This is a genomic window from Kribbella sp. NPDC050281, from assembly GCF_040655855.1.
Taxonomy (GTDB): Bacteria; Actinomycetota; Actinomycetes; order Propionibacteriales; family Kribbellaceae; genus Kribbella.
In genome coordinates, this window is record NZ_JBFAKS010000033.1 from 25,547 (window position 1) to 44,303 (window position 18,757).

Sequence of the window (18,757 nt, forward strand, 5' to 3'; positions counted from 1 at the left end):
GACAGGCCCGAGTACGTGGGCTATGGGTCGGCGTGTTTCACGCCGCGTGCTGAGTACCTCCTTGGGTTGTTGCAATCCGGCCCTGCCCCTGCTCGGGGTGAGTTTCAGTAGGCGGCGTCCAGCCGGGCCCGCTCCTCGGCCGTGAGTTCGGTGCCCGCCGCGGCCCACGCTTGTTCGACCTGCTCCGACCGGCTGGCGCCGACGATCGGAATCAGTTGCGGATCACCGTCGGCCAGCCAGGCCAGCACGATCTGACCTCGGGACAGTCCCCGCTCCTTCGCAACCTCGTCCAGCGCCGCGATCCGCCGGGTGTTGCCCGGGTGCTCGTACTCGCTGGACAGTGTCCGGTTGTCGCGGTCGTAGGCGCCGAGCAGCAAGGACGTATAGACCCAGCCCGCCAGGTCGTCGTTGCGGCGCAGTAGTTCCAGACCGTCCGCAGACATCATGCCGAGCGGGATCGGCTGCCCTTCGACCGGGGCGCCCGGCGCCGGCTGCAGATAGGAGTAGCGCTGCTGGTAGGCCGTCGGCATCGCCAGTCCGGCCTGGCCGGCCAGGAGCCGCGCTTCGGCCACGCGCCAGGACGGGTGGTTCGACAGGCCGTAGGCCCCGACTTGGCCGTCGGCGACCAGTTGGCCGAACGTTCCGATCAGGTCAGCCAGCGGCACGTTGAGGTCCTCCACATGCGCCCAGTACAGGTCGACCTGGTCCCTGCCCAGCCGTTGCAGGCTTTCCTCCAACGAGCGACGCACAGTCGGTTCTGCCAGCCCCTCCAGGTGGTCAGGGAAGCCGCCGGGGTGAGTCGGCTGGGCTCCCACCTTGGTGCTGATCTTGACCGGGAGGCCCGGGTTGGCGCGTAGCCAGCGGCCGATCACGGCCTCACTCTGGCCGCCGAAGCCCGACTCGTCCTCCCAGAACGAGTAGTTGTTCGAAGTGTCGATCCAGCGGCCGCCCAGTTCGACATAGCGGTCCAGTACGGCGAAGCTGCCCCGATCGTCCAACCGAGTGCCCAGGTACATCGTGCCGAGGACGACCCGATCCGCGGTGATTGTGGTGTTCATGACTCCACCCTGACTACTGGAGCGCGCTCCAGGTCAAGTCCGACGGCGACCATCCTGGACAACGCCGGACAGCGCGCGCTGCAGATCGCGGACCAGCTCACGCCCGGCCGTCGCTGACCCAGGACGTCTACATGGACGTCGAGCGAAGAACCCGGCAGCACTCGAAGCCGCGCCGAACAACCGTCCGGAAGTCAAAAGCATGGGACAAGGCATGCGAGCCGGACACACGAAAGCCCAGGTCAACACTCTGACCTGGGCTTTGTGCGCCGCCAGAGACTCGAACCTCGAACCCACTGATAATCGAGCTGATCTACTCGATGCTGCTCCTCGTTGCCCGAAAGCGCTTTATTTCTAGGGCATCCGCCGCATGGCGGTCGTTCGTCGCTGCTGCTCGTTCCCGGGCGTTACCCGTCGAATCCCGACCCGTAAGTCGTCCCGCGTCACCGCCCGGCTCTGTGCTGGGCTCACCCACGCTAGGCGGTGGTCCGCTGCTGCTCGTCCTTGATCAGCCGGTGTTGGGCGAGCACCTCTCGAACGGCCTGCCTGTCCATGGGGGTGAGTGCGTGCTTAGGTACGTGCAGGAGTCCACCGCCGGGAAAGCGCATGATCCAGTGCCGTTTCGTCTCCCTGCAGCTGGTGATCCCGTCCCAGGCGACATCGAGATTGGTGAGGCGCGTACGGATGTTAACGCCTTCGTCGGAGAGGACATACCTGTACGTCCGCCCATACTTCCGCGATCGCAGATGCATGACGGCGCCGCGCAACTCAGGCGTGAGGCCGGCCACCACCGCGACCAGGATGTACGAGATGGAGAGGTCGAAGGCAATGACCCAGACGAGGTAGCTGACGCCCAGTAGTCGGAAGAACCATGTGAATGGAGGCGATTGGCGCCTCGAGTTACGCATCCGATCCCAGACGTTCACTTCGACGACGGCGCTGATGTTCATCGGGGCCTTCCTGCCGCAGGTGTGCCCGCGAAGACTAGCGCGACTGTGGTCGACGGGCGAGAGGATCCGCCCCGTGCCGCAGCGCAGCGAGGATGAAGTTTGACCACCCTCTGTCCGGGGTGGGTCGTCATGGTTCGCGCCACGGTCGTTGCCTGGTTGCCAGACCTCTGCGAACGGGGGCGGATCGAGGTGAACTGGAACTATCGATGCAACTGCGATCGCAGGCTGACTACTTCCAGGCCATGGGTGCGGGTCGCGCCATGGTGTGGACGCTCGCACAGCTCGATCCGTTGCGGGCAAGGCGTTCGGGCCTTCCTGATTGCGGCCCGTTCGACTCGGTTCGTGGGTGTTTTGACGCGCGGTGGTCTCCCAAATCTCTCCCACGGCGAAACTGCCTGCGGGTCTGGCGCCTCAGACGGACCGATGAGGCGGTCTGATGCCGTACTTCTCGAGCACGAAGCGCCAGAACAGGGGAACCGCGTCGGAGGGTGGCCTGTCGATGAAGTCGTTGTAACCGGTGCTGGACAGATGCTCGATGCGCACGTGGCCGGCAGTCGCGGCCGGTCTCAGCGAACTGGGGGCTCGTACGACGATCAGGTCGCGAACGTGTGGACCGACGGGGTGAGGCGTGACCATGAGGTCGTGCATCGATGTGCCACCCGCGAGGAGTACATCCGCACCAGAGTCCATCACGCTGTCGATCACGTCGACCAGGTACCGGAACTCTGGGTCGCTGGCCGCCATGCCGCCCAGGAACGATCTGGTGTCCACCCATGGTCGTTCGCCGAACCCACGTCCCCAGGTTCGGTCCGTGAAGCCGATTCCCCAACGTGCCATGTCGCAGAGTCTCGCACGCGTCCGGCCGCGAGGTTTATGTTCGACCAGCCCCTGTTCGGGTGCGTTCAAGGACGTTCGCGTCAGGCTCACGGTGGTGACTGCTGGTCGACCCGAACCAGCGTGGACCGAGCCGAACTACAACCACTACTGCAGCCAGGCCCCTCGTTGCCGGCCGCTCGAAGTCGCTGGTCCTTGGGGGACGCGACGTGCGATGCATCGGCTACTGAGAGCAGGATTTGGCGCGTCTGCCCAGCAGACGAGATCATCGGTCGGCTCGAACTCCGACGAAAGCGAGAGATGAATGCGCTGGACCCCGGCGACCGCCCTGGTCGTTGCTCTTATCTTTGCGACGGCAGGCTGCGGCGGTGATGACGAGGGCGCCGAAGACCGGGCCGCCACCGTCTCGTCGAAGCCGTCCCCGTCGCCCCGGCCGAAGCCGAGCCCAGCGATCAGCACGCGTGGAGCGGAGGACGTGCTGAAGCGGTACATGTCGGCTATCGGCCAGGCGAACACAAAACTGGACCCGGCACGGGCTGCGAAGATAGAGACGGGATCGGCTCTGAAGATCCACAGCGCGCAGTACCGCGTGTACCGGAAGAACGACTTGCGCTACCCGCCGGTCAAGTACGTCGGAGCGCTGGGTGCGGCGCCGATGGTCACGGGCTATCCCAAGTGGTTCTTCACGGCCGCGACGGACCGCGGTTCGGCGCCCGCGACGCGGGACTTCCTGCTTTTCGTCCAGGAGCGTAGCGGTGCGCCGTGGCGCGCGACCTACGCGCCGTTCTCGAGCAGGGCGACCGGTGCGCTCGCGCCCGAAGTGGACGTGGCGGATTTCCCGGCGGTCGTGGCCGCAGGCGACAACACCCTGGCGACCCCACCGGGCAAGGTCGCCGCCGTGTTGGCCGGCGCCGTGACCCAGGGCAGCGAGAGCCCGTACGCGAAACGGTTCGCGCAGGATGACATCTTCCAGACAGTGCGGGGCAAGATCGTCGATAACCGGAGTGCCTACACGAGCAACGACTGGGCCGGGACCAGCCGTGCCGTTGCCGCGCCGACCCCGGTATTTGCCGTGCGGACGAAATCCGGCGGTGCGCTCGTCTGGTTCGGGCTCGACCTGCTGCACTCCTATCGCAACAAGGGTGACACCAACATGGTGTGGGATACCGAGTCCGCGGGCGACATGCAGCAGGGATTCGGGCTGCCGTCAGAGGTCACGTCGTCGATCACTCGGCAGGAGCGCTACGAACTGGTCGCCTACATCCCCCCGAAGGGCAAGGGCACGATGCGCCTCCTCGCGAGTCGCTGGTTTCCGCTCTCGGTCCGCGGAAACTGAAAGCCCCGCACCCGGGGCGGGATTCGCTCGGCGATGAGTGGTTGCCTCCACAACCGCTGACACTTACGCGTCAAGGTGCGCGGGCAGTCTCTCCGCACCGCCCCGATAGCCGCCGCCGTTAGGTTCGGGGCGGTGCGGGCAAGGGGTTGAGGCTGCTCGATCGCGGAGAGATGCCGGAGGCGCCCTTGAGGCGTGCCGGGCCGGACCGCACTTCCCACGATTGCTAGCGGGGCGATGCGGAGCCCAGCTCCACCGCTCATACGGCAGACTGCACCGGTCCTGAGGTCGCGGGTAGCCGGGCCCTTGCGTGCGTGGTGCATCGGCAGGGTGTCGATCGTTGATGGCGAGTTTTGCTGTCTTCGACCGGGTTGGCCCCTGCGCGCCAAGCCAAGGGACGCGCCCAGAACGCAGCGAAGCGGAGTGGCTGGCAGGCGTCCCGTCCTGCGGTGGCGGCGCGCTTTCGGGGTCCTGGAGGGGCCTGTCTTGAAGACGTAGAGACTTGTCAGGCAGATCGACGAGCGCACTTGTCCTCCGTCGACTGATGTGCGACACCCGTCCGCCAGGTGATGCGCACAGTCGAAAGCACGGATCACAGCTATGAGCGGACGTCTGGTAGGGCAGGATCAGCCGCATGCGAGCCATCCTCAAGAGATCCGACCCTTCGACGCTGCCCGGCGATCCCGCCGAGTTCGCGTTGCTCGCCCGCATGATCGTCGGCCCACCCGGCACGCCGAGCGAGGAGTCCTTCGACGTGACCGTCTGCTCGCCGGAGTGGTTGGCCAAGAGATGTCGTGAGGTCGGCGGTATCTACAACGCACGGCACCATCTGGTGGTCAATCTCGAAGACTTCGACGTACGTGCGCTCCGAGCCTGGCTCGCGGCGAGGGTGCAGGCGGTCGAAGCCGAGTCCTGGTCGGAGATCGGCGAACGCCTTGGCGGGTTGGGCTACTGGGAGTTCGAGGACTACCGCCTGTAAGTCCGCTCATCGGCATGACGCGCACCCCTGACAGCGGCAGATCCGGACGTTACGCGAGCCGATGGCGCACCACTCGCGGCGGATGACGCATGCGCTGGCTCGGCGAGGGATGCACAAGTAAAGCTGACATCTCACCGCACTCGCTGACCGTGGCGTACGCCCGTTGTGCGGGCCGCTTGGGCCGGGCGCCGGCGCGGCGCCAGCCTGGGACGACTACGTGGTCGTTCAAGCTGCCATGCTGCGCTGGTTTGATCCCGACAAGGTCGTCGTCAGCTATGCCCGGCAGAAGGTCGTGGTCGCTGGGTGGTCGTGCGCCACGCTGCTCGGAGGGCTTCGAGTTCGTGTCGGGGGAAGGGCCGGCCCCACTGAGTCTGGTAGTCGACCTCGCCGAGGTCGGCGGCGACGGCGTCGAATGCACGGATTACTGTCCAGGCAAGTGTGGTGATCGGCTGTCGACTGTGCCAAATCAGATTTCCGGCATGCTCGGGTGTTCTCGAATCGGCTGCTTCGACGAGGCGAATGTCGACCGTGTCGCCGTGACGATGGAAGAACCATCTGTAGACGGTGGGTTCGGCCTCGAACTCGGCCTGTGTGTCGGTCTCGTACAGGACGATCCTGGATACGGCGCTTAGCAGTTGTTCGGGACCGTCGGTGACGTAAGAGACGACCGCCTCGGCACTGGTGTGGTCATCACTGACCGAACAGAAGGCCCATCCGTGATGTCTCAGCGTCCAGATCACCCGCACACCCTGCATTGTTGCACGACACAATGGCCAGGTCGTCATTCAATCGGGTCGGTTGCCTGCTGTGATTCTGCTTGCGTCGGCGCCCCCTCATCGGCTATGACCGTGCGCGGAACGCGGTATGAGAGTGCGTTCCGCGGGAGGTTGTTAGGCAGTGCTGGGACGCTGAGGTTAGTAGAGTTGGCACTCCCAGGGCTCAAGGTCCTCCTCGCCGAGAGGAAGTTCTCCCGTGCAGTATCGGTATAGCCATGTGGCGGCGCGTCTCTCGGCGTACTTCTCGTTGATGGGGTCTCCCTGGTCGTCCAGTTCAAGGACGTTGGAGAAGATGGCGAAGCAGATCTCCATCTGAGAAGGCGAGTACTTCAGCTCGCTCCAGTAGTCGATCCCGTCCAGCATGGGGTGACCGACCGAGCCGCGGGCGACCCATCCGGCGAAGCGGCGGATCGCCCCTGATGCGCCATGACTGAGCCCGGAAGACATGGAGGGACCCTACTTCGTGAAGCTCGATGCGACACCCTCAATTCGGCATGTGGGTGTATTAGCCGACGTCCCAGGATCAGGCCAGGCTTCGCGACAGGCTAGCGTGCCTGGAGCGCCTGGCCAACGCACGGATCTGCCGATGAGCGGTAACCGGGCTTGCTCTGTCAGACGGACAGTTGGATCCAGCCTGATCGCCGGCCTGTAACAAGGAACGAGAAGTCCCCGAGGTCTTGGGCGTGCTGGTCGCGCAGGCGCCACCGTGTTCGATCCCCCTTGGTGTCCGTGCTCCGAACCAGCAGGACTCCCAAGGAGACGCCGACCTCGGGGATCGTGAGGACGGTCAGGGGATCACCGGTGTAGCCCGAAGCGCCAACTGCGACGTCCACGCTTGTCGCGGCGACCGGATCCGCCTTCAGCGCTGCGGACTCGAAGGCCGCCCTGATTCCGCCCGCCATGACCTGTACTTCGTCCGACCGAGTCCAGTCGTACGGCCTGAAATGGATACTCAACTCGGCGACACGCTCTGGATGACGGGCCCAATCACGTGCGTAGAGACGGACGCCATCCGAATCCAGGAACGCAGCCGCTCGGAAGGGCATCTCGCACGCGAACCGCACCGAGAGCGCCCACTCGTTGTGGAGAATGCCGGACGGACCTCCGGTACGAACGACTTTGGAAGTCCACTCGATGCCTTCAACCACAATCCGCTCACGGGTCAGGGAGCCGATCGGAGCCATGCCGCAGACTCTAGGCGGTCAGCCGCTCCGGACCGGCCAAACGACCGCCCATGCCGCGATTGGTGCGTTGACGGTCGCAGATCACCTGGCGGACGGGTGTCGCACATCAGTTGACGGAGGACAGTCAGGGACCCCCTCCTTGTGATCCCCCAACAGATCCGCGACACATTTCGGTCAGCTGGTGTGCGACAGGCTAGACGCCAGGCGACCAACGCAGGCGGCCGGCCGATGCGGTCATGCCGGTGAGCGGTGACCAAGATCAGGTCGGTGGCATGGGTCCGAGCACGGCGAGCGCAGCGACGACGGCGGCCTTGTCGGGCGCGAGGAATACGACGCAGGCGGGGTAGCCCGTAGCGCCTTCCACGCCCGCGAGCCGTAAGGACGTGTGAGGCGTCTCCTCCAGACGTTGAACGGCCTCCCGGAACCCCAGACTCGGCAACCCGATGTCTTCAACGTGGCCGGCACGACGGCGGTAGATCGTCAGAAGGTTCGAGGTCGCCACCGGATCCCTGTCCGCCCAGTCGGCATGAACGCTTGCCTCCGGCTCGTCCAAGGCCGCCAAGCATGTCGCCACGGCCTGTCCGTGCGCGTCGGTCAACGCTCGCCTGAGGTCATCTGGAGTCACGACGGCATCATCGCCCAAACGCACTCTCATGACGCGATCCCCACGCTCACTGGTCGGTCCGGTCGACCTTGAGCTGGAAGACGCAGGATCCCGATGTCGCGGCCGCGCTCGGTGTGCTGCCGGTCGTGATCGGCATCACACCGCATCGTCTGGACCAGGTAGGCCTTGTCGATGTCGTAGAACCCATCAGCAGCCAGACAGCGATACTGAGCAGGGTTCTCATGCGGTACTCCGTGAAGTCGAGACGATCGAGTGCGGGGCGGCGCCGGGGCTGGGACCGTCATCGCCGGTGCTGAACACGTAGGTGGCGAGGACCAGGTACAAGACGAACACGGCGATCACAGCCGCCATGACCGCCAGGCAGCCGAGCCCAAGGCGTGTCCTCGGAGATAGCCGCTGGCCGAGTCGCGTCACTTCGCACCACCCATGAGGTTGAGCACGGCGCCGGATCGGATAGCGGCGGCGCGAGCCAGCACATGCCCCACCGAGACGGCAGCGAACGGAAGGCCGAAGGGTCCACGGACTGTGCCGATCGCGCCATCGGCCTCCCGCTCCGGCGCCTTCGCCTTCACCTCAGCTTCATCGCGGAACACGCCAGCAGCGAGCAGGACATCGACCTCACGCCAGGCTTCCCTGTCGCGCAGACAGTCCCGCGCTTCTTCTTGATCGCACTTCCGCCCGAAGTGCCGCTCGCGGTGCAGCACTTCGGTCGCGTGCTCTCGGGAGGCTTGGCGCGAACGGCGTGTGAAGAAGGACATTCTCATCGACACTCCATCCCTTGCGGAGTTCCTCGTTGGCCGAGGATTGACCGTTCGCGGACTAACTCCGTCGGCTCCACCCTCGGTCCGGACGGGTACCGGTAGGCCGAACTGGCGCCAACTCGCCAGGTCAGAGCTAAGCCGCGGCGGGATCTACACCGAGGCTGGTCGGTCGAGCGTGGCAGCCTGGCGGGCATGTGTGGTCGATACGCCTCGGTGGCCAGCCGCGCCGAGCTCCTCGAGCGTTTCGTCGTCGACAAGAGCAACGCCGACGAGCTGTGCGGCCAGGACTTCAACGTGACGCCGACCAAGGACAATCCGGTGGTGGTCGCCCGCGTCCCGCAGGGCGCCGGCGAGGACGCGGATCCGGCGCGCGAGCTCCGCACGTTCCGCTGGGGTTTTAGCCGGACCACGCAGCGGACGTCCCAAGCGCCCGTCGATCTCGGGATTCCGACAGTCGACGCCTGACACGTAAAGGATCGGTGACAGGGCAGCCCGGAGACCGAATAGATGGCCCCGGATCACATTCCTCACATGGGCGAGCGTCGCGCCGCTTCTAACGCCTCGGTTGCAACCTCGCGAATTCCTCTGCCGGTGGTCAGGACCTCGAAATCATCCACGCTGGCCGCGTCGAGGATCCCGTCCAACTGTCCGGCCCGCTCAAGATGCCAGGCCATCGCCTCCGGCTCGCCAACGTGACGTGTGCGAAGCCGACGACTCAGCTCCGGTTCATCCGCTCGTAGACGACAAACCTGAAGCCGCGTCCCCAACGCTCGCTGATACCGATCACGGTCTGATCGCGTCTCCACCACCCCGGAGACAAGCAGCCACTCGACGTTCGCCGCCAGGTAGTTCGCGGCCATCGCACGCAGGTTGCCAAGCGTGACGCCGATGTTGAAAGGATCACCTGTCGGCGCTGGCCACATTTGCCCGAGAGCATCCAGATCGATCACCGCGTGGGAGACCTGCTCGCCGGAGAGGACGTCTCCGGCAGCGGCGGCGGCCGGCGGTCCCCGGTGGGTCGCCCCCTTCCGGGCTGGTTTTCGACGGTTGGTCAGCACTCATGCTTCACCCGTGAACGCAGCCCAGCAGGCTCACCAGGGCACTCGGACCCTGATGCACTGGGTCTTCAGACCTGGGTCCGGCCGGCTCGTGTCCTTCACCGTCCCCGTGACCGCGACGGCCCGATCCCTTGAGAAGCCGCACATCCTTTGCGCTGCACCACCGACGACATTCGCACATTGATTGATTGCCGGCGGCAAACCGACCGCGCTACCGATCGCCGCGTGGAATTCTGGCGACATCGGCGAAGTGGCCGGTCAACTCTTTTCATCAAGTGCAAGATCGTGATATCCACGTATTGGGGTCTATGCCGGAAACTCGGGGAAGCGACGTCGCGAGGCGGAGGCCGGGGAGCGTTCAGCGAACCCGCCGCAGGCGTTCCCGATCGGTCCAGGGCCTGGGGATGGGGGCTGGGGCTGGGGCTGCATTGCGCGGCTGGGGGAGGGAAGCGTGTGGGGCGTCGAATGGTAAGCGAGGCTGTTGCCCGGCGTCGCGGCGTATCCCCGGCGTTCCGGGCCAGACCTGCCGCTCCCACGGGGACGGGGGTGCGTCGACGGCCTCCCACCGATCGCAGGCGCGGCGCCAGAGACGACCGGCGCCGCAGGTCAGGACGCCCCGGTGGAATGGCTCAACCGAACCCACAGAGTCCGGTGCCGACATCAGCGGGGAATCCGAAGGCCCGGGCGGACATCCGCGCGCCGCCAATCCTCGGCGGGCCCGCTGCTCGATCGGATGGACGCGTACCACCGGAGCAGTGCTGAGCACATCAGGGAGATCAAGTAGGTCGAAGCCTCCCGCACCGCGGATGCCGTGACTGCGCCGAAGGAGCACGCGGCTCCGATTCAGGGCGCGGGGCGCGGGGGGGACGAAACTGGGGGGCAATCATGCGCTGTGGGCGCATCGGGTCGATGGCGTGCCGGGTGATCGGCGGTGTTGCGGTGCTGGTGTCCGCCGGCATTCTGGTGGCGCCCCGGATGTCGAACAACGAATACAGTCCAGTGTGGCTGCTGTTGGCAGTCGCCGCGTCGGCGGCTGCCTTCGCCGGATGGATGCGCCGCGGTCGACGGCGGGAATCCCGGTTCACTGACCGCGCCTGGAATCTGATCATCGGCATCGTCGGCGCCCTCATGGTGATGGCGACCGGGTTCGTGGCCTGGTGGGGGGCCTACATCCCCACCTGGGACGCTCGGCTGATCAAGACGTCATCTGGCCGTGCGCCGGAGACGTACTCGACGTACATGGTCGATTACTTCTCGAGATATCCGAACAATCACGCCGTTCTGGCGCTGGGGCGGCTCGCCCGGCAGGGCGAGCGGATCGGGCTGGACTACGAGGCCACTTTCGCGCTGATGAACTCCGCGTCCCTGGCGTTGGCGGGACTCGCCATGGTCGCCACCGTTCGGATGCTGGCCGGTCCTCGTCGTGCCCTCGTGGCGATGATCGCCCTGTTCGTCCTGATTGGCCTGTCGCCCTGGACCTCCGTGCCGTACACGGACGTGTCAGGGGTCTGGGCCCCGCCGGTGGCCGTGTTCCTGTTCGTTTACTGGGCCCGAGCCGGCCGAAAGGCCGGGCGGATCGTCGCCGCGCTCGCCTTTGGCGGGGTTCTTGCCATCGGCTACGTTCTGAGGATCTTTCCTGTCGTGGGTCTGGTCGCCGCGGCGCTGGCGCTTCTCCTGGCGGGCAGGAGCTCTGCACGGCTTCGAGCGCGCCCGTCCGGCGTGGCCTTCGTCGCCTTGTCGGTGACCGCTTTCTTCGTCACCGTGCAGCTGGCTACCGCCGCGTCGACGGTGGTGGCAGACCTGCCCCCGTTGAAACAGGGGTTTTCCGCTGCTCCGCTCATGTATGTGGCTGCTGGCGTCCGCGTCCAGACCTCCGAGACAGCGAAGCCGACGTACGGCGGGTTCGACCGGGAGGTGAACCGGCGCACCTGGGCCAAGTCCCACGACGAGCAGAACCGAATCTCCCGGCACTACATCGAGCAGGCCTGGGACAGGCGCGGGCCAGTGGGGACCGCGCGGTTCATGGCGTCCAAGATGCTCTTCCTTTGGGGAGATGGCATGTTCTGGGCCAGGGGAGAGGGAACGGACATGGATGTGCCGCCGTTGCGGCACGGCTGGCAGTCGGATCTCGTCGCGGCGGTGAACACGCCGAACGGTCCGGCTTATGCCGTCCGGGTGCACGTCGCGCAGGTTCTGTGGGTGGTACTCCTGATGGCTGCGGGCTGGGGACTTCTGCGGGGGCGGTGTAGCCGGGAGGTCCTGCTCATGGCCGTGACCATCGCGGGCATTGCGGCCTTCACCCTGCTGTTCCTGGGGCGTTCCCGGTACTTGCTCGGCGATGTTCCGGTTCTGATCGCGCTGGCGTTGACGGCGCTGCCGGCCCGCCGCCCTGCCCCGCGCCGTGGCGATGGAAAAACGAGACCATCCACGCCTGGGCCATGAAACGAGTCACTAGTGCCGGTAAGACCTCCGATGGGTTGTAGGAGTCAAGTGGCGATCTCGGCAATGGTTCCGGAGGCATCGGTTCGACGTGGTGCATCTACAGCCTTGTGCGGGTCGAGGTACTGGCTGGTTGTAGGCACTGGCGGTGCTGGCAAGACCGCTGATGGTCAAGCCGGGCGGTCATTGCTGTGCAGACCAGGGGGTACTGCGGTTTGCGTGCCATGACGCAGACGTGAGGTCTCTCGCCTTGGTCGAGAAGGGTCCCGACCTCGATGAAGCCAGTCTCTGCGAGCATCTGGCGGATCAGTTCAGGCGGGTATTTGTCAATGGTCAGTGATATGTCGTGGCGAATATGCGTGGTCGACGCCCTGTTCCTCGCTCATGCTGCCCCTCCGTGTCATCGGAGTTCGACCTTAGATTAGGCGTCGGCGATCGCAGCCGACCGCAGCCGCGGAGGTCCGCGTAGAGTTCTTCATGCGGCCTTCTTTTTGCGGGGGTTCTCATGATTGAGGTGTCTTCGGGTGCCACGTCCAGGCATTGGTGGCGCGTCGTTGCCGTTGTTGTGGTGGTGGCTGCCGTTCTGGGGTTCCTCGCCTGGCGGGCGATCCGCGGCGATCTGCCGTCGGATGCGGAGAAAGCCGAGTACGTCGCGAGTCTCGAGACGACGGTCCTGCCCGTGGTCGAGGACCTGCAGGTCGAGTACGTCATGGACGAGCCCGATTGTGCCAACCTCACCTACCCCCGCGGTGACTTCATCGACGGCGACCCGGAGTACTGCGGCGGATCCAGCGGCGACCCGGCCCCCTTCGACGACATCGCGCGGGCGGACCACGCCCGAGTTACTGCCGCTCTAGAGGAGTCGGCTACGCCGATCGACCGCGCGGGAGGGAACTTCACCAGTCGCGACCTCCGCTACGCCGTCTTCACGTCAACCGACGGTGCGCCGTTCGCCACGTCGTGGGAACTTCTGTACGACCCCGACGACCTGTACCCGAAGACGGCCACTGACCTGGTCGCGTACACCCCGGTCCCCGGCGAGGCCGGCTGGTGGTTTGCGTGCTGCGCAGACTGACTGCCGCTCGCATGACTGACGTTCCCGAGGCCGCGACCGGCCTCGCTGTGTTGACCCCCGGTGTCGAAGACCTTGACGGAAAGAGTGGACTGACCCGACGTCAGCATCTCAGTCAACGGCCGCAACCCGTTCGAGCAGGTCGCGCGGGGTTGGTGGGGTTTCCATCCCGACAAGATTCTCGGCGTACCGTCGCCACTGGTTCCCGACGATCTGGGAGTCGCGTGGCCGTGTATCGGTGTTCCTGCCGCGAGGCCGGGTGCGGCGTCATCGCGCCGTTCATGTCGCTTCGCCGGATCGCAGGCGGATCTCGTGGGTCGATTTCGGGACTACGTCGGTGTCTTCAGTGGTCCCGTCGAGCGAGCCGCCAGTGACTTCGAAGGCAAACTGTGGGACTTGCCTGACATCCACTTCGACTATGACGAGTACGTCGCCGAGGTCCAGCGCGCCAGGAGCGATCGCCGCTGGCCGACCAGCGGAAGCGCTGGCGGCACGCGACCTCGGTGATCTGCGGCAGATGCGCAACCACGTAGCCAGTCACAAGTCCGTCCGCCCTTCTCGTCACCACCGTTCGATTTCATCCTAGGAGCGATTGCGGCAGTTGTGCGTCCGGTTGTCGCTGGTCCCCGGAATCGAGCGCAGATCGGCACCAGACAGTGCTGCGTGCCGGCGACACGCTTGATGGATGCCTGATCCAACGATTGATGACGTCTTCCGGTCGACACCCAAGCCGGGCTTCCTGCGCTCTCTGATCGGCCTTGCCGCGGTGTACTTCGGGTGTCTGTCGAGCTTCTCCCTGTTGCTGGCGGTGGTGCCGCTGTATCTGTCCGAGCGTGATTCTGCGGTGCAGACGACACCTGGGCTGTCGACCGGTGTCCTGATGTTCACGTCGATGGCCATCGGTCTGCTGACACCGGCCCTTGGATCCCGCCTGGGCTATCGCGTCTTCTTCCTCACGGCGTTGGCGCTGATGGCGGCGACATCTGCCGTCTGGCCCTTCGTGTCCGACGGGATCACGCTCGTCTTGGTCTCCGCCGTACGGGGCGGTGCCTTCGCCGCCGTCGTGGTCGGCGTGGGGTCGGTGGCTTCGTGGACTCTGCCGGCAACTCGAAGGGGGGAGGGGCTCAGCGTGCTCGGCATCGTGTCAACCTGCGCGGGCCTGATCGGACTGCCATTGGGAGTATGGATGGCCCGAAACGTCGGCTATACCAGCGTGTTCGTGGTCGCGGCTGCCGGACCTCTGACGGCTCTGGTTCCGGCCTGGTCGCTGGTGACTCCCGCGCGAGTTCGTACGACGTGGTGGGTGACCGACCGCGCCTCTTTGTGGGTCACGCGGCGCTCCGCTCTGGGGATCGGAACCGGCGCGCTACTGAGCGGTGTCATGGTCACGCATCTGCCCGCAAACCTCGGCGGCGCGGCAGCACTGGTGCTGTTTGTCCAGGCCGGATCGTTGGCCGGTGCGCGCTGGCTCGCGGCCCGATGGTGCGATCGGGCCGGCAGCGCCCCGTCGTTGGCCATCGCCGCCTCGATGCTTCCAGGGGCCGCCGGTTTGACGCTCACCATGGCGAGATCGCCAGGACTCCCGCTGCTGATCGGGGCGGCTGTGGCTCTGGGGGCGGGCTTCGGGGTGGCTCAGTCGCTGACGATCGCCTCGATGCTTGCGCAGCTGCCCGCGGCTCGGGTCGGCGTGGCGAACGCGCTGTGGAATGCGGCGTACGACCTCGGGTGGGCGGTCGGGGCCGTCTTCGTGGGCGTCGTCATCGATCAGTTGAACTACGCCGGTGGGGCCGCGGCTGCCGTGGCTGCCGCACTGGTCGCCGCCGTGTATCTCGCGAGTGCCCGTCAGAAGCCGTGAACGTCAGTACGACGTGAGGACATCGCTGACGCGTCGTATCCCCTCGCGGATGCCGCGCTCGGAGAGCAGACCAAAGCCGAGGACGAGCTGCGCCGGACGGTCGGAGCCGGACTCCAGCCAGAACCTGCTCATCCCGCGAAGCCCGACCGACCAACGGGCCGCCTCCTCGATCACGTTTTGCTCACTGACCCCGGCGGGAAGGTTCAGTACCAGGTGCAGGCCGGCCGCAGCTCCGGTGACGGAGACCGCTGGACCCACATCTTCCAGCGCCTCGAGGAGCACCGACCGGCGGGCGCCGTACACCTGACGCATCCGGCGGAGATGGCGGTCGAACCGGCCCGAGCGAAGCAGCTCGGCCAGGATCAGATGGTCGAGGACAGGACTACCGCCGTCATCAAAGTACTTGCCATCGGCTACAGGATCGACGAGGTGTGACGGGCAGACGACCCAGCCGATCCGCAGTCCCGGAGCCAACGACTTGCTCACCGACCCAAGCAGGACAACCCGTTCGGGCGCCAGACCCTGCAACGTCCCGATGGGGCTCTTGTCGTAGCGGAACTCGGCGTCGTAGTCGTCCTCGATCACGAGGCCATCGGTGCGCTTCGCCCAGTCGATGAGCGCGTGGCGGCGTTCGGCGGACATCACCGCGCCGGTCGGGGATTGGTGCGCAGGTGTCACAACGACCACCGAGACCCCTGAGGAGGCGAGGGCCGTTACGTCGAGTCCGTCGTCGTCGACGGGAATCGGCACGCAGGTCATGCCGATCCGCCCGGCCACGTCCTGGCGGTAGGTCGAACCCGGGTCCTCGACCGCAACTGTTCTGATCCCCTGCTCATTGAGTGCCCTGAGCACCAGACCGATCGCCTGGGTGAAGCCCGCGGTGACAACCACGTTGTCCGGCTGAGCGACCGCACCGCGGACCCTGCGGACGTACGCGGCGATCACCTCCCGCAGATCGACCAGACCCCGCGCCTCGTCCTCGTACCCGAGCCTGGCCGACGGAAGGCCGCGGCTGGCCTGACCGGCCGCCCAGAGCCAGTCCGCGCGCGGAAAGCTCGCCGGGTCCGGGACGAAAGGCCGGAAGTTGAACTCGTACTCGGACATGTCTGCCCGGGGCCGCGGCGCAGGGCTGACGCGCTGGACTCCCGGCGACACGATCGTGGCCGCGCCGGGGTGGGAGACCAGATAACCCTCACTGACCAGTTGCTCATAGCAATCGGTGACGAGGCGACGAGAGATCCCCAGCTGGTCCGCGAGCACTCGGCTAGACGGCATCCGCTCACCCGGCTCGAGCCGGCCGTCCTGGATCGCCTGCCTCAGCTCGTTCTCGAGCTGCGCGCGGAGCGGCCGCCCGGCGTGACGATCGAGCGCGATCGACAAATCCGGTCCCAAACCGGTCCACGAAACGGGCACAAAACTGGAGCTTACGTTCATACCGGGCCACCGGCCATCGTGATTGTCATGCCGATCCGCGGCCCGAACAGGAGCACGACATGACGCACAACCTGACCATGACCTTCACCGTCGCCGACCGGTCCCGCGAGGAGGTATTCGCCGCGATTCTCGATGTCTCCTGCCTGGTGGGGACGGATCGACGGCAGCACGGACCAGTTGGGTAGCGAGTAGACCTACCGCGTCCAGGACATGCACTACACCAAGATGCGCACCACTGAACTGGTTCCGGCTGAACGGGTTGCCTCGCTGGTCGACGAGAGTTTCCTCGGCTTCGTGCAGGACAAGGAAGAGTGGACCGGTACCTCGCTCGTCTTCGAGCTGGCCGACGTCGACAGCGTGCCGAGGTGCGGTTCACCCACGACGGCCTCAACCCCGGACACGAGTGCTACGACGTGTGCTCCAACGCCTGGGACCAATACATCTACGGCAGCCTCCGCGACCTCCTCGTCAGCGGCGCCGGCCGACCCAACTCACTCGAGGGCAACGATGCCATCGAGGCCGCCCGCTGACGCTTGGCGGCAACCGCCAACTGACTCAAGGAGAACCATGAGCGACTTCACCACCACCGCGACGATCGACCGTGCTCCGGCCGAAGTGTTTGCCGCCATCCTCGACACCCGGAGCTGGTGGAACGAGGCGATCGAAGGAGCCACGAGCCACCGCGGCGACGAGTTCGGCTTCGAGGTTCACGGTCTCCACCGCACGCGGATCCGGGTCACAGACGTCATACCGGACAAGCGGGTCGAATGGCTCGTCCTCGAGAACGCCTTCGAATTCATCGAGGACCAGACCGAGTGGCTCGGTAACCGGATGGTCTTCGAGCTCAAGCCCGCCGGAGACGCCTGCACGCTGTCCTTCACCCAGTTCGGCCTCGTGCCGGACTACGAATGCTACGAGGTGTGCTCCAGCGCGTGGACCTTCTTCATCCGCGACAGCCTGCGCAACCTGATCGAGAAAGGGAAGGGCAATCCCGAGTCCGCAACAGCCGACAAGCCGGACGTTCCGCGGGACGAGTTCTTCAAACCCGACAGCCTGGCATGACCTGACACGGACAGACCGGCGCCGCCAATGGTCGGCGCCGGTCCCGGTCGGGGCACCGAAGGGATGGCCATCCAGGTTCTGGACGGTCAATCCTGGCATCGATTCCATAGGTTGGGTGAACCTGCCTGGGGAGGCTCTGATGAGACCGATGCTCGATGCCCTCGCGTATCCCGATGCCACCTTCACAACGGTTGCGATTGATCAGCGCGAGAGTCTGCGGACGATGCTTGCCGAGCATGGCCGGCCGGACGAGCCGGAGGCGATCACCGCGTTCAAGACCGCCCTCGCCGAGCATCTCGGGCCGCTCGCGTCAGGCTTCCTGCTCGAAACGGGGTACGACGCTCCGCGCGGGCCGGCGTGGATCGTCGCGGTCGACGCCTTGACCGCAGGAACGCGGCGGGGCGGTTACTGACACGAGGTTGGATGAGATCGTCGATCCGGTCGCCGTCCGAGAGGCCGGTGCGGTGGCGCTGAAGTTGCTGGTGATCTGGAAGCGCGATGATCAGCAGGGTCGTCGGCTGGAGATGGCCGCCGAGTTCGTCCGGCGCTGTGCGGAGGCAGGGTTGTTATCCGTCGGTTGCGGTGGCACCGTCGGCTCGGCCCGCTGCAGATCGCGGGGCGTCTCGGTATGCCGGCCTCGACCGTGCACGCCGTACTGGTCCGCTGCCGGATCAACCGACTGTCCCGGATCGACCGGGTCACCGGTGAACCACTGCGCCGCTACGAACACGACCACCCCGGTTCGCTACTGCACGTCGATGTGACCAAGTTCGGCAACATCCCCGACGGCGGCGGTTGGCGCTACCTCGGCCGCCACCAGGGCAACCGCAACGCCCAGCACACCGCCAGGACCCGCACCGGCTACACCGACAAGTACCACCCCAACAACGGCACCGCCTACCTGCACACCGCCATCGACGACCACTCCCGCGTCGCCTACGTCGAAATCCACACCGACGAGAAAGCCACCACCGCGATCGGCGTCCTGCACCGGACCATCGCCTGGTTCACCGAACGCGGCATCACCGTCGAACGAGTCTTGTCCGACAACGGCTCGGCCTACCGCTCCCGCGCCTGGCAAGACACCTGCCAACAACTCGGCATCAAACCAAAGAAGACCCGGCCCTACCGCCCCCAGACCAACGGCAAGATCGAACGCTTCCACCGAACCCTGGCCGACGGCTGGGCCTACGCCCGCTTCTACACCTCAGAAGCCCAACGCCGAGCAGCCCTCCCCGGATGGATCCGCTTCTACAATCACCACCGACCCCACAGCGCACCTGGGGGCCAACCATCCATCACCCGACTAACCAACGTCCCTGGACACCACATCTAGATGT

Annotated in this window: 22 protein-coding genes and 1 pseudogene; 12 read left to right on the top strand and 11 right to left on the bottom strand. The window is 66.0% G+C overall.

Going from position 1 to position 18,757, the window contains the following annotated elements; translation table 11 throughout:
- Window positions 1-104: 104 nt before the first annotated feature.
- The 3 genes from AB0I34_RS30375 to AB0I34_RS30385 form a co-directional block, all read right to left on the bottom strand.
- Window positions 105-1,058, bottom strand: coding sequence for an aldo/keto reductase (locus AB0I34_RS30375; RefSeq protein ID WP_360451721.1), 954 nt, complete (start codon window positions 1,056-1,058; stop codon window positions 105-107).
- A gap of 473 nt (window positions 1,059-1,531) precedes the next feature.
- On the bottom strand, window positions 1,532-2,005 hold the full coding sequence (locus AB0I34_RS30380) for a YcxB family protein (RefSeq protein WP_360451722.1): 474 nt from the start codon (window positions 2,003-2,005) through the stop codon (window positions 1,532-1,534).
- A gap of 411 nt (window positions 2,006-2,416) precedes the next feature.
- Window positions 2,417-2,842, bottom strand: a complete 426-nt coding sequence (locus AB0I34_RS30385) for a hypothetical protein (protein ID WP_360451724.1) — start codon at window positions 2,840-2,842, stop codon at window positions 2,417-2,419.
- A gap of 301 nt (window positions 2,843-3,143) precedes the next feature.
- On the opposite strand from AB0I34_RS30385, the gene AB0I34_RS30390 reads away from it, so the two are divergent.
- Window positions 3,144-4,175 (top strand): hypothetical protein, encoded by a 1,032-nt coding sequence (locus AB0I34_RS30390; RefSeq protein ID WP_360451726.1) that lies wholly within the window; start codon window positions 3,144-3,146, stop codon window positions 4,173-4,175.
- A gap of 631 nt (window positions 4,176-4,806) precedes the next feature.
- Entirely contained in the window at window positions 4,807-5,151 is a 345-nt protein-coding gene (locus AB0I34_RS30395; protein ID WP_360451728.1) for an Imm8 family immunity protein, read from the top strand.
- A gap of 269 nt (window positions 5,152-5,420) precedes the next feature.
- Here AB0I34_RS30395 and AB0I34_RS30400 read toward each other — a convergent pair whose 3' ends face one another.
- The 6 genes from AB0I34_RS30400 to AB0I34_RS30425 all read right to left on the bottom strand — a co-directional run bounded on the left by AB0I34_RS30400 (window position 5,421) and on the right by AB0I34_RS30425 (window position 8,494).
- Window positions 5,421-5,891 carry a hypothetical protein gene (locus AB0I34_RS30400; RefSeq protein ID WP_360451730.1) on the bottom strand — a complete coding sequence of 157 codons (471 nt, stop codon included), beginning with the start codon at window positions 5,889-5,891 and terminating at the stop codon, window positions 5,421-5,423.
- Window positions 5,892-6,065: 174 nt separating this feature from the next.
- The gene (locus AB0I34_RS30405) at window positions 6,066-6,374 is read right to left on the bottom strand and encodes a hypothetical protein (RefSeq protein ID WP_360451732.1); all 309 of its coding nucleotides are present in this window, start codon (window positions 6,372-6,374) and stop codon (window positions 6,066-6,068) included.
- Between the two features lie 164 nt (window positions 6,375-6,538).
- Window positions 6,539-7,111: a hypothetical protein gene (locus AB0I34_RS30410; protein ID WP_360451734.1), complete on the bottom strand. Its 573-nt coding sequence runs from the start codon at window positions 7,109-7,111 to the stop codon at window positions 6,539-6,541.
- A 259-nt stretch (window positions 7,112-7,370) separates the two neighbouring features.
- The gene (locus AB0I34_RS30415) at window positions 7,371-7,766 is read right to left on the bottom strand and encodes a hypothetical protein (protein ID WP_360451736.1); all 396 of its coding nucleotides are present in this window, start codon (window positions 7,764-7,766) and stop codon (window positions 7,371-7,373) included.
- 189 nt (window positions 7,767-7,955) lie between these two features.
- Window positions 7,956-8,087: a hypothetical protein gene (locus AB0I34_RS30420; RefSeq protein ID WP_360451738.1), complete on the bottom strand. Its 132-nt coding sequence runs from the start codon at window positions 8,085-8,087 to the stop codon at window positions 7,956-7,958.
- A gap of 59 nt (window positions 8,088-8,146) precedes the next feature.
- Window positions 8,147-8,494 (bottom strand): hypothetical protein, encoded by a 348-nt coding sequence (locus tag AB0I34_RS30425; protein ID WP_360451740.1) that lies wholly within the window; start codon window positions 8,492-8,494, stop codon window positions 8,147-8,149.
- A gap of 195 nt (window positions 8,495-8,689) precedes the next feature.
- On the opposite strand from AB0I34_RS30425, the gene AB0I34_RS30430 reads away from it, so the two are divergent.
- On the top strand, window positions 8,690-8,962 hold the full coding sequence (locus AB0I34_RS30430) for an SOS response-associated peptidase family protein (protein WP_360451742.1): 273 nt from the start codon (window positions 8,690-8,692) through the stop codon (window positions 8,960-8,962).
- A 62-nt stretch (window positions 8,963-9,024) separates the two neighbouring features.
- On the opposite strand, the gene AB0I34_RS30435 is transcribed toward AB0I34_RS30430, so the two are convergent.
- Window positions 9,025-9,555 (bottom strand): hypothetical protein, encoded by a 531-nt coding sequence (locus AB0I34_RS30435; protein ID WP_360451744.1) that lies wholly within the window; start codon window positions 9,553-9,555, stop codon window positions 9,025-9,027.
- An 885-nt stretch (window positions 9,556-10,440) separates the two neighbouring features.
- On the opposite strand from AB0I34_RS30435, the gene AB0I34_RS30440 reads away from it, so the two are divergent.
- The 4 genes from AB0I34_RS30440 to AB0I34_RS30455 all read left to right on the top strand — a co-directional run bounded on the left by AB0I34_RS30440 (window position 10,441) and on the right by AB0I34_RS30455 (window position 14,921).
- Window positions 10,441-11,997 carry a hypothetical protein gene (locus tag AB0I34_RS30440; RefSeq protein ID WP_360451746.1) on the top strand — a complete coding sequence of 519 codons (1,557 nt, stop codon included), beginning with the start codon at window positions 10,441-10,443 and terminating at the stop codon, window positions 11,995-11,997.
- Between the two features lie 568 nt (window positions 11,998-12,565).
- Window positions 12,566-13,069: a hypothetical protein gene (locus AB0I34_RS30445; RefSeq protein ID WP_360451748.1), complete on the top strand. Its 504-nt coding sequence runs from the start codon at window positions 12,566-12,568 to the stop codon at window positions 13,067-13,069.
- 309 nt (window positions 13,070-13,378) lie between these two features.
- Window positions 13,379-13,573, top strand: a complete 195-nt coding sequence (locus AB0I34_RS30450) for a hypothetical protein (protein ID WP_360451750.1) — start codon at window positions 13,379-13,381, stop codon at window positions 13,571-13,573.
- 178 nt (window positions 13,574-13,751) lie between these two features.
- Window positions 13,752-14,921 carry an MFS transporter gene (locus AB0I34_RS30455; RefSeq protein WP_360451752.1) on the top strand — a complete coding sequence of 390 codons (1,170 nt, stop codon included), beginning with the start codon at window positions 13,752-13,754 and terminating at the stop codon, window positions 14,919-14,921.
- 3 nt (window positions 14,922-14,924) lie between these two features.
- On the opposite strand, the gene AB0I34_RS30460 is transcribed toward AB0I34_RS30455, so the two are convergent.
- Window positions 14,925-16,301 carry a PLP-dependent aminotransferase family protein gene (locus tag AB0I34_RS30460; RefSeq protein WP_360451754.1) on the bottom strand — a complete coding sequence of 459 codons (1,377 nt, stop codon included), beginning with the start codon at window positions 16,299-16,301 and terminating at the stop codon, window positions 14,925-14,927.
- Window positions 16,302-16,414: 113 nt separating this feature from the next.
- Here AB0I34_RS30460 and AB0I34_RS30465 point away from each other — a divergent pair, with 113 nt between their 5' ends.
- The 5 genes and pseudogenes from AB0I34_RS30465 to AB0I34_RS30485 form a co-directional block, all read left to right on the top strand.
- The gene (locus AB0I34_RS30465; RefSeq protein ID WP_360451756.1) at window positions 16,415-16,540 is read left to right on the top strand and encodes a hypothetical protein; all 126 of its coding nucleotides are present in this window, start codon (window positions 16,415-16,417) and stop codon (window positions 16,538-16,540) included.
- A 180-nt stretch (window positions 16,541-16,720) separates the two neighbouring features.
- A complete protein-coding gene (locus AB0I34_RS30470) occupies window positions 16,721-16,885 on the top strand; it encodes a hypothetical protein (protein WP_360451758.1) in 165 nt (54 codons plus the stop codon).
- A 37-nt stretch (window positions 16,886-16,922) separates the two neighbouring features.
- Window positions 16,923-17,417 carry an SRPBCC domain-containing protein gene (locus AB0I34_RS30475; protein ID WP_360451760.1) on the top strand — a complete coding sequence of 165 codons (495 nt, stop codon included), beginning with the start codon at window positions 16,923-16,925 and terminating at the stop codon, window positions 17,415-17,417.
- Window positions 17,418-17,556: 139 nt separating this feature from the next.
- Window positions 17,557-17,829, top strand: coding sequence for a hypothetical protein (locus tag AB0I34_RS30480; protein ID WP_360451762.1), 273 nt, complete (start codon window positions 17,557-17,559; stop codon window positions 17,827-17,829).
- A 165-nt stretch (window positions 17,830-17,994) separates the two neighbouring features.
- A pseudogene (locus AB0I34_RS30485) lies at window positions 17,995-18,753 on the top strand (IS481 family transposase); the annotation flags it as partial.
- Between the last annotated feature and the right edge of the window lie 4 nt (window positions 18,754-18,757).

Bases quoted from the DNA above. Each gene is read 5' to 3' on its own strand.
- AB0I34_RS30375 (WP_360451721.1), bottom strand. From the start codon at position 1,058: ATGAACACCACAATCACCGCGGATCGGGTCGTCCTCGGCACGATGTAC.
- AB0I34_RS30380 (WP_360451722.1), bottom strand. From the start codon at position 2,005: ATGAACATCAGCGCCGTCGTCGAAGTGAACGTCTGGGATCGGATGCGT.
- AB0I34_RS30385 (WP_360451724.1), bottom strand. From the start codon at position 2,842: ATGGCACGTTGGGGAATCGGCTTCACGGACCGAACCTGGGGACGTGGG.
- AB0I34_RS30390 (WP_360451726.1), top strand. From the start codon at position 3,144: ATGCGCTGGACCCCGGCGACCGCCCTGGTCGTTGCTCTTATCTTTGCG.
- AB0I34_RS30395 (WP_360451728.1), top strand. From the start codon at position 4,807: ATGCGAGCCATCCTCAAGAGATCCGACCCTTCGACGCTGCCCGGCGAT.
- AB0I34_RS30405 (WP_360451732.1), bottom strand. From the start codon at position 6,374: ATGTCTTCCGGGCTCAGTCATGGCGCATCAGGGGCGATCCGCCGCTTC.
- AB0I34_RS30410 (WP_360451734.1), bottom strand. From the start codon at position 7,111: ATGGCTCCGATCGGCTCCCTGACCCGTGAGCGGATTGTGGTTGAAGGC.
- AB0I34_RS30415 (WP_360451736.1), bottom strand. From the start codon at position 7,766: ATGAGAGTGCGTTTGGGCGATGATGCCGTCGTGACTCCAGATGACCTC.
- AB0I34_RS30420 (WP_360451738.1), bottom strand. From the start codon at position 8,087: ATGGCGGCTGTGATCGCCGTGTTCGTCTTGTACCTGGTCCTCGCCACC.
- AB0I34_RS30425 (WP_360451740.1), bottom strand. From the start codon at position 8,494: ATGTCCTTCTTCACACGCCGTTCGCGCCAAGCCTCCCGAGAGCACGCG.
- AB0I34_RS30430 (WP_360451742.1), top strand. From the start codon at position 8,690: ATGTGTGGTCGATACGCCTCGGTGGCCAGCCGCGCCGAGCTCCTCGAG.
- AB0I34_RS30440 (WP_360451746.1), top strand. From the start codon at position 10,441: ATGCGCTGTGGGCGCATCGGGTCGATGGCGTGCCGGGTGATCGGCGGT.
- AB0I34_RS30455 (WP_360451752.1), top strand. From the start codon at position 13,752: ATGCCTGATCCAACGATTGATGACGTCTTCCGGTCGACACCCAAGCCG.
- AB0I34_RS30465 (WP_360451756.1), top strand. From the start codon at position 16,415: ATGACGCACAACCTGACCATGACCTTCACCGTCGCCGACCGGTCCCGC.
- AB0I34_RS30475 (WP_360451760.1), top strand. From the start codon at position 16,923: ATGAGCGACTTCACCACCACCGCGACGATCGACCGTGCTCCGGCCGAA.
- AB0I34_RS30480 (WP_360451762.1), top strand. From the start codon at position 17,557: ATGAGACCGATGCTCGATGCCCTCGCGTATCCCGATGCCACCTTCACA.